This window comes from Cryobacterium sp. N19 (assembly GCF_002929595.1).
Taxonomy (GTDB): domain Bacteria; phylum Actinomycetota; class Actinomycetes; order Actinomycetales; family Microbacteriaceae; genus Cryobacterium; species Cryobacterium flavum.
The window spans coordinates 1-14,222 of the sequence record NZ_PJJR01000045.1; the positions used below are offsets into that span (position 1 = coordinate 1).

Below are 14,222 nucleotides of genomic sequence, written 5' to 3' on the forward strand. Positions count from 1 at the left end.
TCGACTGTGGGACGACCTGCCCAGCCTCGACCTCACCCACACGGTAACAACGGAAGTGGCCGAGAGTGGCACGATCCACGTTAATTTCGCACGATAGGACGTACTCATGACGATCGAACGCCGACTCGCCCGCGCCGGGTTCACCCTGACCCGCGACTACCCCGTTCCTCTCAAGCGCGTCTGGGACGCGTTCGCCGAAGAGGACCAGAAGCGGGGCTGGTACGGCGCCGGCGACACCATTGAGCCCGGTGAGTGGGCGTTAGACTTTCGCGTCGGCGGACGCGACGTCGACGAGGGGACATTTCACGACGGTCTGGTCTCGCGGTACGAGGCCACGTACACCAACATCGTCAAGCACGTCCGCATCATCACGACCTACAACATGTGGCTCGACGGGGTCCACATGTCGACGTCGGTGGCGTCGTTGGAGTTCGAGACGCTCAACGCGGGCACCCGGTTCACGCACGTCGAGCACGGCGTCTTCTTCGACCAGTTCTGGGCCGATGGGCCGGGCCGAAAGGAAGTCACCCGGGGCCTGCTCGAGGCTCTGGGCAACTACCTCGCTGACGCACCTCACGCACTCAGAACCGGCGTTCCGGCTGCGCACACGATCCCCTTGGAAAGCCGTCGGCGCTTGACCAAAATGGAGGAGTCACTAGAGGTCCTAGTGACTCACAAATCAACCACCACCGCGGCGGCAACCACCTTTTCGCCGGTAAACCGGTCTACGTCCAGCGTCGGGAGCTCGACGAGCCGCACGCTGAAGGCCAGCTGCGGGTGCGCGCGCTCGGCCCCGAGCTGGTCTGACTCGCGCACGATCACGAGCCGTGGCGAACACGCATTGTCTGAGGCATCATGCCAGCGCTCTACGTGCCTCCCGGGTTCCGCGCCCATCACTCTTGGTTTCATCGATAAGGTTCCTCATGACATTTCATTCGACGACCTAACGAGCTGTCCCCGATCGTAAGGACCGATACAGCGCGCGTGGGACCTGATGAAAGCTCTTGTTTGATTGCTTTTAAACACGGAGACTTCCCGCTTCCAGACTAGAAACCAAAGGGTCTCTTCACAGGCGATGACCGCCTGCTGGCACTCCCGGCCGTTCCCACTTTCGTAAAGTCCTGCAATCTCGGATGTCGCGTTCTCGCAGGAGAGGGAAGCACTACGCCTGGAACCAACCTTCGGCATGAGCGTGTGGTGGCGCCACCACGCAGACCACCACATGCGGATGCTCCTGTCCCCGGAAGGACCGTTCGCGACCTCTCGGAACCGGAAGAGCGACGGTAACCCGCTCCCGCCCGCCCATCACTTCCGCCGGCATGTTCGCCAGCGTCCGCACGCTGGTCAGCTGATTTAATGACTTCCTACTGAACGATTTCAAGTCGCTAGAGCGGTGGCAAACCGAGGGCGCGCACTTCGACCGCCGCGTAGCGGGCTTCAACGAAGCGTGCAGCAATCTCGATCGCGCGATCTTCGCTTGCGACGTCGATGATGTAGTACCCGCCCACCCATTCGGTGGTTTCCGCGAATGGTCCGTTGGTTACAGAAAGACCGCCGTTAGTGCGAACCACTTTCGCGCCGGGGACTTCCAGCTCGTGCGTGTCGATCAACTCGCCGGTGGTTGAGAGCTCGCCGATAACTGCGCCGTGGGCGGCTTCGAACTCAGCGAGGGCTTCGCTTTGGATGGCAAGTTCGCTGGCTGCACTCGCGTGGATCAGAATCATGTACTTCAATGGGAACTCCTTCAGTGATGTGTTTCTTACTGCGACGTATAGCGAAAGACTATGAGGACACCGCGTTTTGACGCGTTGTCCTGAGGTGCTCATCCCGTACGTCGAATTCACACAACGACAAGCAAAGGACCGACTTATGGAATACATGCTATTCATCTGCACAGACTCGACGGCGCCGACGACCGAACCGACTGTCCACACCATCGAGGAATGGGTAGCCGAAACCACTGATGGGGGCACCAGGCGTCACGGCGACCGTCTGCGCCCGGCGAATGATGCGACCACGGTAAAACTGCGTGGTGGGCGGCTCAGCGTCACTGCTGGGCCGTTCGCTGAAACGACGGAGTGGATCGCTGGATATGACGTGATCGAGTGCGGCGACCTCGACGCGGCGATTGAGATCGCGGCGAGGCATCCGATGGCCCAGCTCGGTCAGATCGAGATCAGGCCGATGTGGCCGATCGAGTAGCGGATGCTATCGCGCGTGCCTCTGCCGAGGAAACTGCGCGCATCATCTCCACTGTGATTCGAATGACCGGCGACTTCGCCCTTGCCGAGGATTGTGCACAGGATGCGTTTGTAAGGGCGTTCTCTGACTGGCGCAAAGGTGGTATTCCGGACAATCCTGGCGCGTGGCTGACCACGGTGGCCAAGAGGCGGGCGATCGACCTGCTTCGGCATGCGGGCGCGGAAGATCGCGCGCTTCGGCGGGTTGCCGTCGAAGAGTACGAACCGGTCGAGCCCGATCCGGACATTAGTGGAGATTTCGATGATCGTCTTCGTCTCATTTTCACCTGCTGCCACCCCGCACTTCCGATGGATGCCCGCGTTGCCTTGACGCTGCGAACGGTAGCGGGCCTCACTCCCGCGCAGATCGCGCGTGCCTTTCTCGTGACCGAACCGGCGATGGAAAAAAGACTGGTGCGTGCCAGGGCAAAGATCAAGCACGCCGGTATCCCCTACCGTGTGCCACCGCCCCACCTCATGCCGGAACGGCGCGACGGTGTGCTGGCGGTGCTGTACTTGTTGTTCACCGAGGGATACTCCGCTACCGGCGGGGCGGTTCTCATCCGAGTTCCTCTCCTTCGTGAAGCAATCCGGCTCACCCGGCTGCTCGTTGAGCTGATGCCCGACGACGATGAAGTTCGCGCGCTCCTTGCCCTGATGCTGCTGCATCACGCGCGTACCGCAGCTCGCACCGACGCTGTCGGAGATATCGTCACCCTCGAAGAGCAAGACAGATCGTTGTGGGACCGGGATGCCATCACCGAGGCCCTCACCATCCTTCGGTCGCTTGTACCGCGCGCAGGCCGGTATGGGCTGCAGGCCCGCATTGCCGCCTGCCACCTCGAGGCTCCGGATGCTGCAAGCACTAACTTCGCGCGCATCGCTGAACTGTACGACGCTCTCGCCGTCATCGATGCCTCACCGATCGTGGAACTCAATCGCGCGGTCGCGGTGGCCATGTCCCAGGGACCAGTAGTCGGCCTAGCCCTTATCGACGCGCTCGTAACCACTCGGGGTATGGACGACTACTACCTACTCCCGGCGACACGCGCCGATCTGTTGCGCAGGATGGGTCGAAGGACCGAAGCCGCAACCGAATACGAGAAAGCACTTCAACTGGCCCCATCAGAGGCCGAGAAACGCTACCTGGGCAAACGCCTGGCAGAAACGAGACGCTGATGCGCATCACCCTGACCGACGGGCGAACACTAGACGTTCACGACAGCACCAACGGAGTTCACGCTGCCCAAACCGTTGTCTGGCACCACGGCTCGCCACAAACCGGAGCAGCCCTCGAACCGCACCTGCGAGCCGCGGCGCTGCGCGGCATCCGCTGGATCTCATACGCACGACCAAGCTACGGAGACTCGACAACTCAACCCGGTCGCACCGTCATTAACGCCGCAGCCGACGTCGAGCAACTCATCAATGCGATGGGCATCGACCAGATCGCCGTCATGGGCGCTTCCGGGGGCGCACCACACGCCCTCGCCTGCGCCGCGATTCCGGGTGACCGGGTGTGGGCTGTAGCAACGTTCGCGAGTCTCGCGCCCTTCACGACAGACTTCAACTGGTTCGTCGGAATGGCCGGCGGTGGGCCGTCCCTGCGCGCGGCGCAACACGGAGAAGATGCCCGCGTAATCTACGAACGAACTTCCAACTTCGATGAAGAAAGTTTCAATTCGCGAGACTACGCCGCGCTGAAATCGGAGTGGACATCACTCAACGCAGACGCGGGGACCGCGACGGCAGCTGGCCCCGAGGGGCTGATCGCTGACGACCTTGCCTTCGTGAAACCATGGGGCGTTGATCTGTCACGCGTCCGGATACCCGTACTCCTCGCACACGGTGGCGACGACCGCATCGTCCCTCCCTCCCACTCCCAGTGGCTCCTCGAGCACCTCCCCAACGCCGAACTCTGGACCCGACCACGAGACGGCCACGTCTCAATTCTGAACGCAAGCACTTTGGCCATGGACTGGTTACGGCAACAGGCCGAAATGCACTGAGGTGCCCCCTTGCGCCCACCCGTACGCGCGCGGGACTGACCGGCGCATACGAGCTCGCGGATAAGACCGGTGCAGGAAGTTATGGCATCGTCAACGACGCCGGCATCCTCTGGCAAGTCGACGCTGACCCCATCATTTTGTGCATCCTTACTCGAACCAACAACCAGCACGCGGAAGGTAACAACGAAGTGATAGCCGAGAAACCGCGACTCACACGCACTATCCAATTCGTGCTCGCTTGGGCGGTCGGAGTAGTTGGAACCATTACCACAGCCATTTCCTTGATCCCTTCGGTGGCCGTCATCGCCTCAGTAAGTGGCGTATCTTCCCTTGGATTCGCCGCTCCCCTACTGGTCGTGTCCATGATGTATCTCTCCGTTCCCATCCTCATCGCGTTGGCCATCGCGAATACCGGCCGCCGATGGCGGCTCTGGCTGACCATCGCAATAGCGGTCATCGTCTTGCTCCTAGTCGCCCGCTTCGCAGTGGGTTCGCTCGGTGTCTACTGGATTTCGTTTTGAGTCGCGGAGAGCTGTATGCCGCGCGACGTAGTCGCTGGCGCGCACCTCGACGGCGCTGATGTAGCCGGTGTCGTGGGCGGTGCGTATCTTCGCCCATCCGGCCCGGCGAATCAGTCCCTTGACTTCGGTGGTCGTCGCGGGAGAGTGTTCGGACATTGCGCCGGTCGGCGACCCATACGGGTACAGGTTGCCCATCACGACGTTCCGGGCGCCCATGGCGGATGCGGCGGCGATGGCCGCATCGAAGATGGGCGGCCATTGTGCGGCCCAGTCGGTGTATGGCGGATTCGTGCAGACAAAGATGGTCGAGGCATCCGTTGCAGCTTGCACAAAGGTGGCCGGATCACTGGCATCCAGTACCAGGGTGGTAGGGCCGACGGCGGTAGAGCCTGAGCGGGTCGCGATGGTCACCGTGTAGCCGCGCGCCGCGAGGCGTTCGGCGAGCGGACAGCCGATCAGGCCCGCTCCAACAACGAGGTGCTTGTTCATGGGTCCATTCGCTTCGTCGTCCCTGGCTTCACCTTGGAAGATTCGTCTATAAAATCCGATCGCATTGGCGGCGAGACTTTCGCGCACGTCGCCTGGGCGCTTGCGGACCTCTCGCGACAAATCACTCGTCTCGTAGTGGGTTCGGTTGACGGGCACTTCTGCTTCGGCGGACTTTTATACAGGTACGGCCGTCGGGAATAGTCGACGTCGGTATGAGGACCTGACAGTCTGGGGGCGTGATCACGCTACTATCTGCACCGTCCAACCTGGGGCTTCGACCTCCCGAGCCGGGAAGCGTGCCGGGCACGTCCAAGGCGCCTGAGGCACTTCGAGAAGCGGGTCTGTTCCGTCGTTTGAGAGTAGACGGCGCTGTCGACGGAGGAGCTGTCCTTCCCGGTCGGTACGTCGATGACGACATCACTCGCGCCGCCGGCCACGTGCGAAACGAAGCTCAGTTGATCTCCCACGCGCGTCGCCTCGCGCGCCGGATCGCTGGAGTCATCGCCAACGGCCGGGCACCGCTGGTGATCGGAGGTGACTGCAGCCTTCTCGTGGCGGCTGGGCTCGCGCTCCAGAACAACGCGGGCCTCGTTCACATCGATGGGCACACAGACTTCCGTCATCCCGGAAACTCGGATCAGTGCGCCAGCGTCGCCGGAGAGGATCTCGCCGCGGCCGTTGGTCTGCACTGGCCGGCAGTCGCCAACATCGACGGCCGCAAACCGTACTTCTCGCCCGCCAACACCGTTCACATTGGATGCCGCGAGGACGACCAACATGTCGACGAGGTCCGACGCTTCCTCGGCCTCGTCCTACCCGCCCGCCGATCGAACGAGATCGGAATGACCGAGACGGCGAGAGCCGCTCGAACCACCATTGGGAGCGCCGGCTACTGGCTGCACCTCGATGTCGACGTGCTCGACCCCATCTTCATGCCGGCCGTTGACAGCCCCGATCCTGGCGGGCTCAACCCGGAACAACTCGTCGAACTCCTTAAGGCGCTCGCCCCCGGAGCGATCGGAGGCCAAGTCACAGTATTCGATCCCGATCTTGATCCCAACGGACGCTACGCCACGCTTTTGGCCGAAATCATCGCAGTGGGCATGGCTGACCTGGGGCATCAAGTGAAGCGATGAAGGTTCGGCTTACGGGGTCGCCGAGACAGATATTGAACGCCTGCATGGGCGCCACGGTCGCCTTATCGCTCTCGGCTGTCGTTCGGCCGTTTGGTAAGACTTTACTGCAGAGGAACCACGGGTGGTGTGCCTCGTTCATTCCATTTATGCGGTGCTGGCTCCTCAGATCGTGAGCTGGCTGAGCAAGTCTTGAGCGTTGTCGGAAATGATCAGCGAGTCCCGGTAGGTCCTCCGGAGAAATCCTGCGTCCACGCCGGCATCGATCGTCGCGATGAGGGGACCCCAGAAGCCATCGATGTTGTACAGAGCGACTGGTTTGTTGTGGATTCCTAGCTGCTGCCAGGTCCAGACCTCGAAGAATTCCTCCAGGGTCTCGGTCCCGCCCGGAAGAGCGATGAAGGCGTCGGACAACTCTGCCATGTGGGCTTTGCGCTCTGCATGGACTCAACGATTTCCAGTCGGGTGAGGCCCGGATGGGCCAATTCTCGGTCGACGAGAGAGCCCGGCATAACGCCGATGACGGAACCACCGTGGCTGACGGCCTCGATCGCGATGACGCCCATCAAGCCAACATTGCCGCCGCCATAAACGATCCCGATTCCGGCTCAGCCAACGTGCGAGCGAGCCGGGCTGCACCTTCAGCAGACACTGGGCGGTGACCAGACGCGGATCCAGTGAAGATTGCGACCTGCATTAGGCAGCCAGAGCGGGAAACACGAATTCAAGGAGCAGCGGCGCGAGTGGAAAGTCCAGTTCGGTCGTGACGGTGGGATCTACCCATCTCAGCTCAACAATTTCCGCCGACGCTACCGGCGCTATGACGACATCGCTACGATGATTGGTCGCGTCGACGATTGTGTCCAACTCGTTTGCGGCGGCGGCAGTCCAGCTGCCCAGCAGGGCGAGGTCTTCCTTCGCGACCGTTACGCCCAGCTCCTCATAAACTTCCCGGAGAGCGGCCGCACCGGAAGTTTCCCCGGGCTCGGATTTGCCACCGGGCAGCATGAAAAAACTTGTACCACGCTTACGGACGGTGAGTATCCTGCCGGCGCCGTCGCGAAAGCACACCGCAGCGACAATGAGCGTTTGAGTAATCATCCCGTCAAGCTATCAATCCTCTACCCTCAAGGCGCGCCCCGCAGAGGGTTCCCTTGTGACACAATTCCAGCTTCTTGAAGCGGTGGCCGGTTTCGTGCCCGAACTGCGTCGCTCACCGTCCGTGAAATGAAATTTGGGATTAAGAGTGTGGCGCTAGCCGACCCAGAAGTAGTCGGATTTCGAGCCGTCCTTTGCCCCGGTTGGCGCCTTTCCCGTGACGCCTCCCATTCGATCTGTAATCCTGCTCGAAATGACTTGCCCAGCTTAGTGATAGCTCCGTCCGCACTCAGTCCGGAACCGTCGGGCACTACGAGCACAGATCTTGCGTTTCAGGACAACGAGACTTGGTCTCACACGTTTAATGGATGTGCTCTGGCCTCGCGCCCAGTCCGACGAATCGCCCGGTAAGCCGGGCGGAGGAAGGGTGGTCCCGGAGGAGTTGTAGCGGTAGTGGCAACGGGGTCCCGGGCGCGTGCGTGGATAGCAGCGGTTCCTGTAGTCGGCGTTGAACCATCTGAGTGATGCGCGCCGGCCAGGATCGCCGACGCTGTACGCGACGGAGGTCGGCGCGGCTGGGCGTTCCGCTGCGCAGCCCGGGTCCTAGGATGCGAGCGGTCGCGACGGCATCCTGAATCGCGAGGTTGATGCCGACGCCACCGGCCGGCGACATAGCGTGAGCTGCGTCCCCTATGCAGAGGAGCCCATCGACACTCCAGTGGCGCAGGCGTTCTAGCCGTACGTTCAGCACTTGCACGTCGGCGGCGGAGATGGCTGCAACGGCTTCCTGCATCCTCGGGGCGATGAAAGCTATGCGCTGTTTCATCTGAGCGATGTCGTCTTCCGAGCCGTTCCAGCTGCCGGCCGGGATCACATGAGCGATCTGGAAGAAATCGTCACGGTCGATAGTGATGATCATTCCGGCGCCCGCTTGGATGAACGGGTAATGCTCATCGGGCCGCTTCGACAGTCGAAACCAGAGCACATCCATTGCCGCCGCGACACCGACCGGAGTTAGACCGGCCTGGGCACGGACAACCGAGTCACGACCGGAGGCGTCGATGACGAGGCGACCACGGACACTCACGTCGCCGTCGGGCGCAGTGCCGGTGACCCCGACGATCCGACCTTCCTCGCTGGATAATGCGTCGATACGAGTCGATCGGAGAAGGCGGAACCCAGGATGCCTCGAGCACGCGTCAGCGAGCAGGTCGAGGAAGTCCCACTGCGGCATGAACGTCATGGTTTTGCGGCGGGTGGGAAGATGACTGAAGTCGGCCAGCACGAGCTCGGTACTGTACCAGCTGAGAGTCACGCGTTCCATGTCGGAGTGAGGTCGGGCGAGGAACTCGTTGAGAAGACCGAGTTCCTCGAGTAGTTCCTGGGTGGACGGGTGAATCGTGTCACCGCGAAAGTCGCGGAGGAAGTCTGCGTGCTTCTCAATCACAGTGACCTTCACACCATTACGGAGCAGCAATAGTGCCGTCGTCATTCCGGCTGGACCGCCGCCGACAATCACACAGTCGGTCTCGAAATTTTTATTCATGCGTACAGAATCCTCCTCAACATGCAATCATGCGAGTGTGGTCAATAACGTACGCGGACGACCCCTCGGTGGAGCCTTCGCCAGAAAACGCCTGCTCGATGCCGCACAGCGCCACTTTGAGGTCGGCGACCTGACCGAGATCTCTTCCCGTAACCTGGCGAATGAAGTCGGCGTCAGCCATACTCTGGTCAATTATTATTTCGGGTCAAGGGATGACCTCATTGCGGCGGCCGTTTCGTTGCGCGTAGCCCCTCACCACGTGATCGCCGCGGCAATAATGCCCGACGGGAAAATTGATCTCGCACGCCTCGCGCGCGGGCTGATAGCTGTATGGGAGCATCCTGAGCAAGGCGAGCAGCTCACCAGGTTCGCCCGCCAACTCATCGCTGGTGGCCCACACGCACAAGCGCTGTCGTCATACCTCCAGCACACCGTATTTGAAACGCTGACGGCGGAATTCGGCCAGCAGCGCGCCCGTCGCATAGCCACAGCGCTCATCGGTGTGATCTTCTCACGCTACGTACTCACATTGCCATCGATGACTGCGATGACCGAAGGGCAGGCCGCGACACATTTGCTGTCGATGATGCGCTGAACGATAGTCGCCTCGTGCGCGACTGGAGACTCAAGCAGTCGACCTACTTGTCAGCCAGAGCTCCGCCTGAGGATCCGCTAGAAGCAACGCACGTTCGAGGGATAGTTGCTGCAGGCTGCTGGCTGTCCAAGTACTGCGTCCCGTTGGGGTTAGTTCGCCTTGGGTAATTATCGAGGGCTGTGCAGCGCACGCGACAGTGCCGCTGCAGCGGCACGCGCCCCTCTCTGTCAACCTTGTTTGAGGCACCGGGACCGTCCCGAATAGTGTCGTAGAAGGCGGGAAAGGGTTCCCTTGACGAACGCAGTAATGACAGGACCCAGCTCGAGCGGGCAGGCTGTCGGGATGGAAAGGGATGGAAGATGTTCCCGATCCCCAAGTTCCCGAGCGTGCACGGCGGCGGACCTACACAGCCAAGTACAAACGCGACATTCTGACCGAGTATGACCGCCTCGATCGGCAGGGCCGCGGGGCGCTGCTCCGACGAGAAAAGCTGTATACCTCCTTGGTCAGCTCGTGGCGTGACCAGCGAGATAAAGGAGTGCTGGTTGCGCTGGCACGGCCGACGGGCGCGCCACCTGCCAGCATCGCGGAGAAGGATGCGGTCCGGCTGCTGAAAGAGAATCTCCGACTGTCGGGTGAGTTGGATACGGCGAGGCAGGTGATCGTGATCCAGGGAAAACTCTCGGCTCTGTTGGATCAACTCTCGACCAACAGCAGCGGGACGAACACCGAGAAGTAATCGACGCCACCATCACCACACTTGTCCCGCTCGTCGGCACCAGGCACGCATGCCGAGCCGTGCGACGATCCCGGGCTACGCACTACCGGCAGCACCCCCGCGCACCGCGGCCGCCCTCATCCCCGCGGCCCCGGCCGGAGCCGATGAAGCAGCCTCGGGCACTGACCGAGCCGGAGCGCAACGTCGTTCTGGACGTCCTGCGGTCGAGCCGGTTCGTGGACAAAGCGCCGGCGGAGATTCAGGCGATCCTCCTCGACGAGGGCACCTACCTGTGCTCGGTGGCGACGATGTATCGCCTCCTCCGCGCTCACGGCGAGACCGGGGAACGTCGCGCTCAGCCGAGCACCCGGCACGCATCAAGCCCGAACTCATCGCCACCGGACCCAACACGACCTGGTCGTGGGATATATCCAAGCTCAAGGGGCCGGCCAAATGGTCGTACTTCCATCTGTATGCGATCATCGACATTTACTCGCGGTACGTCGTCGGCTGGATGGTCGCGACCCGGGAATCTCACCAACTCGCCGCGCGGCTCCTGTTCGACACCATCGAGAAGCAAAACATTCGTCGAGACCAGCTGACAATCCACTCCGACAACGGGTCCTCGATGGCGTCAAAACCCGTCGCATTCCTGCTCGCCGACCTGGGCGTGACCAAGTCACACTCCCACCCACATACGAGTAACGACAATCCATTTTCGGAGTCGCATTTCAAGATTTTGAAGTATCGGCCCGAGTTCCCCGACCGATTCTACAGCCTCGCCGAAGCACGCTCATTCTGCACCGAATTCTACGACTGGTACAACGGCGAACATCGTCATTCGGGTATCGATCACCTCTGCCGCGAATTGCGGCACGGCGACGACCCGGTTCGACTCATGCGTTTTGGGATGCGCCTGACGACGAAGCACGCCGGCGCCACTTTGCACGACGAGCGTTCCGCGGATGTGCGCCCAAGGCGGGTCGGCGGTCATATCTATGTCGCACTTTCGAAGCGCAAGCGTCTCGCCGATGCGCGTCGCCGGGCCGAGCATCACCTCGATCAGGTCCCGCACCTGCCCGTCGGGTTTGGGCCCCATCCTGCCCTCTGCTGTGCGCCAGTCGCGGGCCGCGAGGCGGATTGCGGCTACCTGATCCGGCGTAAGCGCCTTCGGGGTGTGCTGGGGCCTCTTCATCCGCGAGGTTTCCTTCACCGGATTGCGCGCGATGATTCCCCGCCGCACGGCAAACCCCAGCACCATGCTGAGGATCGTGCGGGAGTGCTTGGCCCGCGCGTACGAGATCGCGCGCTGCACCTTCAGGAAAAGCTCAATGCGGCCGACGGTCACTTCCCGAACCGTGAAGTGCTCGAAAAAGGGAAGCACAAGCCCGCGAAGCTCGTACTCGTAGACGGTTTTTGTACCGTTCGCGCGGTCGACGTCGAGCATCAGGTCCTCCAGCCAGGCCTCGGCCAGCATTCTGAACGGCGAGCGTGCGTTCGCTGAGTCGCCGACGTTACCGACGTTACCGACGCGCATCCGCGTGGCCAGCTCGACCTTGAGCGCGGTCTCCGCCGCGTTGCGACTCGAGCCGGTAGCGGTGACTTGCCTCGACTGACCGTCCCAGTCGCGAAAACGAGCCATCGCCCGGAAACGCCCTGCACCGACCTCGGTTGTCTTTATCGCGCCGAACGTGCTGATCGGCAGTCGGGGTCGGCCGGCCATCAGCGCTCGCCCCCGCGGCCGCCCATGGACGGGACGGGCTCGTGAAGACCGTCCAACTCGAATGCCGGATGGCCCGCGGCCATCGGTACGCAGGTCGTAGATCGCCTGCACGTGCACGCCGAGATACTTGGCGAGCTCGCTCGTCGTGAGTACGGGCTCCAAACCGAGCCCGAGAGACTTGTAGCATCCATAACCCGTAGGTGCCCAAGGTCACACTAGGTGAATCGAACTGGGTCGCGTACCTTCTTTCCGAGCACCCACAGGGGTCGGGCGCCGGGGAATAAACGTTGAATAAGCGTTGAGTGAATCAAGTCTTGCCCCTTCAGTGAGGACAAGAAACCCTGGTCAGATCTTTTTTTGGTGCCCCCGGTAGGAATCGAACCTACGACAATCGGATTAGAAGGCCGGTGCTCTATCCACTGAGCTACGGGGGCGGGACTGGTCAAGGTTATCAACCCCTAGGCTGAGCTCACACCAACCGTCCTATCCACTCCAGGAGCACCATGACCAATCAGGCACACCGAAAGTCCGTTGACGGTCAACCGGCGGAGAAACCGCCAGGGAAACCGGCGGGGCCATCGAGCACACTCGGGTCGGTTCTCGGCACCAGCGCACTCCTGCTGCTCAGTGTCGGACTCGCGTGGGTGCTCGGCGTCATGGGAATCTTTCTGGCTGTGACAAACTGCTCAGCCGCCGACTGTACCGGGCTGACAATCGGCTCGGGCATCGCTACCTTCGGCCCAGCGTCAGTTGTTCTCATCAGCATCGTGATCTCGATCGTTCGGATGGTTCAGCGGCGCCGTGCGTTCTGGGTTCCGATCATCGGCATGGTCGTGGCTGTGCTCATGACGGTTCTTGGTGGCACGGTCGTATTCATGACCATCGGCTGACGGACCGCTCAACCACTCGGCGTTCCCCTCCTCAGCGCAGGGCGGCCAGGTCGTCCATGACGGAGTAGCCGGGCACGATCGGCACGGGCGCACTGCTGCGCACGAGCGACGCGATATCGCGGCCCAGCTCGGCGGTCGAGAAGCCCATACCCGGGCCGGCGGTCGCCGGCAACTGGGCCAGAACGTAGACGGCGGCGGCCTCGATGGCCCGCGCAGCGTCGGCCTCGCCGAGGTGGGCGAGGCACATGGCGGTAGACAGTATCGCGCCGATCGGGTTCGCCCAGCCGCGACCGGCTATGTCGGGCGCGGAGCCGTGAATGGCCTCGAACATGCTTGGTCCGGACCCGTCGAGGTTCAGGTTCGCGCTCGCGGCGACGCCGAGGCCACCCTGGATGGCCGCGCCGAGATCGGTAATGATGTCGCCGAACAGATTGTCGGTGACGACCACGTTGAACCGTTCCGGAGTGGTCGGCAGGTAAAAGCAGAAAGCGTCGACGTGTACGTAGTCCACGGGAACGGTCGGAAAGCGCCCGCTGAGGTCGTCGACCGTCGACTGCCAGAGGGTACCGGCCTCGACCAGGATGTTCTTCTTGTGGCACAGGGTCAGCGTGCCACCCCGACGCTCGGCCAGGCGAAATGCGAACTCGACCACGCGCTCAACGCCCATGCGGGTATTGACGGATTCCTGCACGGCCACGGCGTGCGGGGTACCGGCGTGCACGGTCGATCCCCGCCCCACGTAGGAGCCCTCGGTGTTCTCTCGCACGATCACGAGGTCGCAGCGTTCCGGGGTAAGGCCGGCGATCGGTGTAACCACACCCGGATAAAGCTTGACCGGGCGCAGGTTCACGGCCTGCTGAAAAGTGCGTCGCATCTCGAGAATGAACCCGCGTTCCAGAATGCCGGGCGCGACGGCGGGATCGCCCATCGCGCCGAACAGAATGGCGTCCTGTGCGCGGAGCTGCTCCCGCAGGGCCGGAGTCCAGAGTTCGCCGGTGGCCAGGTAGTGCCGGGCGCCGGCTGAGATCTCGATGAGTTCGGTGCTAAAACCGAACACCGACTCTGCTGCCACGAGCACGTCGAGGGAAGCATCAATGACCTCGGGGCCGATGCCGTCACCGCGAATCACGGCCAGCCGGTGGACTCTCGCTGTGCTGGTCATCGTTTCTCCCATTGATAGATTCGTGCCGAGGCAGGTCATTGACCTGATCATCGGCGCTCGATACTCTAGTTAGGTTACTGGTCAGACCAGTAGGAAGA

At 62.1% G+C, this 14,222-nt stretch carries 16 protein-coding genes, 1 tRNA gene and 1 pseudogene; 10 read left to right on the forward strand and 8 right to left on the reverse strand.

Translation table 11 applies throughout. The features are described 5' to 3' along the window. Positions 1–106: 106 nt before the first annotated feature. Positions 107–967 carry an SRPBCC domain-containing protein gene (locus CXY78_RS21520; RefSeq protein WP_233197222.1) on the forward strand — a complete coding sequence of 287 codons (861 nt, stop codon included), beginning with the start codon at positions 107–109 and terminating at the stop codon, positions 965–967. Positions 968–1,168: 201 nt separating this feature from the next. Continuing rightward, complete coding sequence (locus tag CXY78_RS21845) at positions 1,169–1,357, forward strand: DUF4913 domain-containing protein (protein WP_338061590.1); 189 nt, start codon at positions 1,169–1,171, stop codon at positions 1,355–1,357. Between the two features lie 28 nt (positions 1,358–1,385). Here the strand turns inward: CXY78_RS21845 and CXY78_RS20955 are convergent, their stop codons facing one another. Then, positions 1,386–1,724, reverse strand: coding sequence for a YciI family protein (locus tag CXY78_RS20955; RefSeq protein ID WP_233197237.1), 339 nt, complete (start codon positions 1,722–1,724; stop codon positions 1,386–1,388). A gap of 145 nt (positions 1,725–1,869) precedes the next feature. Here CXY78_RS20955 and CXY78_RS03940 point away from each other — a divergent pair, with 145 nt between their 5' ends. From CXY78_RS03940 to CXY78_RS03950, 3 genes are all read left to right on the forward strand, one after another. Beyond that, the gene (locus tag CXY78_RS03940) at positions 1,870–2,202 is read left to right on the forward strand and encodes a YciI family protein (protein ID WP_092341111.1); all 333 of its coding nucleotides are present in this window, start codon (positions 1,870–1,872) and stop codon (positions 2,200–2,202) included. 62 nt (positions 2,203–2,264) lie between these two features. Next, the gene (locus CXY78_RS03945; RefSeq protein WP_104088278.1) at positions 2,265–3,419 is read left to right on the forward strand and encodes an RNA polymerase sigma factor; all 1,155 of its coding nucleotides are present in this window, start codon (positions 2,265–2,267) and stop codon (positions 3,417–3,419) included. Continuing rightward, positions 3,419–4,249: an alpha/beta fold hydrolase gene (locus CXY78_RS03950; protein ID WP_104088186.1), complete on the forward strand. Its 831-nt coding sequence runs from the start codon at positions 3,419–3,421 to the stop codon at positions 4,247–4,249. Before CXY78_RS03945 ends, CXY78_RS03950 begins: the two co-directional genes overlap by 1 nt. A gap of 467 nt (positions 4,250–4,716) precedes the next feature. Here the strand turns inward: CXY78_RS03950 and CXY78_RS03960 are convergent, their stop codons facing one another. Beyond that, positions 4,717–5,259 (reverse strand): hypothetical protein, encoded by a 543-nt coding sequence (locus tag CXY78_RS03960; RefSeq protein ID WP_104088190.1) that lies wholly within the window; start codon positions 5,257–5,259, stop codon positions 4,717–4,719. 236 nt (positions 5,260–5,495) lie between these two features. Between CXY78_RS03960 and CXY78_RS03965 the strand changes: the two genes are divergently transcribed. Next, positions 5,496–6,395, forward strand: a complete 900-nt coding sequence (locus tag CXY78_RS03965) for an arginase family protein (protein ID WP_104088191.1) — start codon at positions 5,496–5,498, stop codon at positions 6,393–6,395. A 162-nt stretch (positions 6,396–6,557) separates the two neighbouring features. Here CXY78_RS03965 and CXY78_RS21200 read toward each other — a convergent pair whose 3' ends face one another. From CXY78_RS21200 to CXY78_RS03980, 3 genes are all read right to left on the reverse strand, one after another. Next, positions 6,558–6,815 carry an LOG family protein gene (locus tag CXY78_RS21200; RefSeq protein WP_199181878.1) on the reverse strand — a complete coding sequence of 86 codons (258 nt, stop codon included), beginning with the start codon at positions 6,813–6,815 and terminating at the stop codon, positions 6,558–6,560. A gap of 273 nt (positions 6,816–7,088) precedes the next feature. Continuing rightward, positions 7,089–7,493, reverse strand: coding sequence for an NUDIX domain-containing protein (locus CXY78_RS03975; protein WP_104088193.1), 405 nt, complete (start codon positions 7,491–7,493; stop codon positions 7,089–7,091). 358 nt (positions 7,494–7,851) lie between these two features. Continuing rightward, positions 7,852–9,036: an FAD-dependent oxidoreductase gene (locus tag CXY78_RS03980; RefSeq protein WP_092341117.1), complete on the reverse strand. Its 1,185-nt coding sequence runs from the start codon at positions 9,034–9,036 to the stop codon at positions 7,852–7,854. Positions 9,037–9,073: 37 nt separating this feature from the next. On the opposite strand from CXY78_RS03980, the gene CXY78_RS03985 reads away from it, so the two are divergent. From CXY78_RS03985 to CXY78_RS22045, 3 genes are all read left to right on the forward strand, one after another. Beyond that, a complete protein-coding gene (locus CXY78_RS03985) occupies positions 9,074–9,631 on the forward strand; it encodes a TetR family transcriptional regulator (protein ID WP_158253264.1) in 558 nt (185 codons plus the stop codon). 352 nt (positions 9,632–9,983) lie between these two features. Continuing rightward, entirely contained in the window at positions 9,984–10,370 is a 387-nt protein-coding gene (locus tag CXY78_RS03990) for a hypothetical protein (protein ID WP_104088196.1), read from the forward strand. Positions 10,371–10,419: 49 nt separating this feature from the next. After that, positions 10,420–11,853: a DDE-type integrase/transposase/recombinase gene (locus CXY78_RS22045; protein WP_104088197.1), complete on the forward strand. Its 1,434-nt coding sequence runs from the start codon at positions 10,420–10,422 to the stop codon at positions 11,851–11,853. A gap of 276 nt (positions 11,854–12,129) precedes the next feature. Here CXY78_RS22045 and CXY78_RS22050 read toward each other — a convergent pair. Continuing rightward, a pseudogene (locus CXY78_RS22050) lies at positions 12,130–12,234 on the reverse strand (helix-turn-helix domain-containing protein); the annotation flags it as partial. A gap of 196 nt (positions 12,235–12,430) precedes the next feature. Further along, positions 12,431–12,506: transfer RNA gene (locus tag CXY78_RS04000), tRNA-Arg, on the reverse strand. A 69-nt stretch (positions 12,507–12,575) separates the two neighbouring features. Between CXY78_RS04000 and CXY78_RS04005 the strand changes: the two genes are divergently transcribed. Next, entirely contained in the window at positions 12,576–12,962 is a 387-nt protein-coding gene (locus tag CXY78_RS04005) for a hypothetical protein (protein ID WP_092341122.1), read from the forward strand. Between the two features lie 31 nt (positions 12,963–12,993). Here the strand turns inward: CXY78_RS04005 and CXY78_RS04010 are convergent, their stop codons facing one another. Beyond that, the gene (locus CXY78_RS04010) at positions 12,994–14,124 is read right to left on the reverse strand and encodes a 3-isopropylmalate dehydrogenase (RefSeq protein ID WP_092341123.1); all 1,131 of its coding nucleotides are present in this window, start codon (positions 14,122–14,124) and stop codon (positions 12,994–12,996) included. Positions 14,125–14,222 lie beyond the last annotated feature (98 nt).

Coding starts and splice junctions, on each gene's coding strand:
- CXY78_RS03940 (WP_092341111.1), top strand. CDS start 1,870: ATGGAATACATGCTATTCATCTGCACAGACTCGACGGCGCCGACGACC.
- CXY78_RS03960 (WP_104088190.1), bottom strand. CDS start 5,259: ATGAACAAGCACCTCGTTGTTGGAGCGGGCCTGATCGGCTGTCCGCTC.
- CXY78_RS03990 (WP_104088196.1), top strand. CDS start 9,984: ATGGAAGATGTTCCCGATCCCCAAGTTCCCGAGCGTGCACGGCGGCGG.
- CXY78_RS21200 (WP_199181878.1), bottom strand. CDS start 6,815: ATGGCAGAGTTGTCCGACGCCTTCATCGCTCTTCCGGGCGGGACCGAG.
- CXY78_RS03980 (WP_092341117.1), bottom strand. CDS start 9,036: ATGAATAAAAATTTCGAGACCGACTGTGTGATTGTCGGCGGCGGTCCA.
- CXY78_RS22045 (WP_104088197.1), top strand. CDS start 10,420: ATGCCGAGCCGTGCGACGATCCCGGGCTACGCACTACCGGCAGCACCC.
- CXY78_RS03950 (WP_104088186.1), top strand. CDS start 3,419: ATGCGCATCACCCTGACCGACGGGCGAACACTAGACGTTCACGACAGC.
- CXY78_RS04005 (WP_092341122.1), top strand. CDS start 12,576: ATGACCAATCAGGCACACCGAAAGTCCGTTGACGGTCAACCGGCGGAG.
- CXY78_RS03975 (WP_104088193.1), bottom strand. CDS start 7,493: ATGATTACTCAAACGCTCATTGTCGCTGCGGTGTGCTTTCGCGACGGC.
- CXY78_RS21520 (WP_233197222.1), top strand. CDS start 107: ATGACGATCGAACGCCGACTCGCCCGCGCCGGGTTCACCCTGACCCGC.
- CXY78_RS20955 (WP_233197237.1), bottom strand. CDS start 1,724: ATGATTCTGATCCACGCGAGTGCAGCCAGCGAACTTGCCATCCAAAGC.
- CXY78_RS03945 (WP_104088278.1), top strand. CDS start 2,265: ATGACCGGCGACTTCGCCCTTGCCGAGGATTGTGCACAGGATGCGTTT.
- CXY78_RS04010 (WP_092341123.1), bottom strand. CDS start 14,124: ATGACCAGCACAGCGAGAGTCCACCGGCTGGCCGTGATTCGCGGTGAC.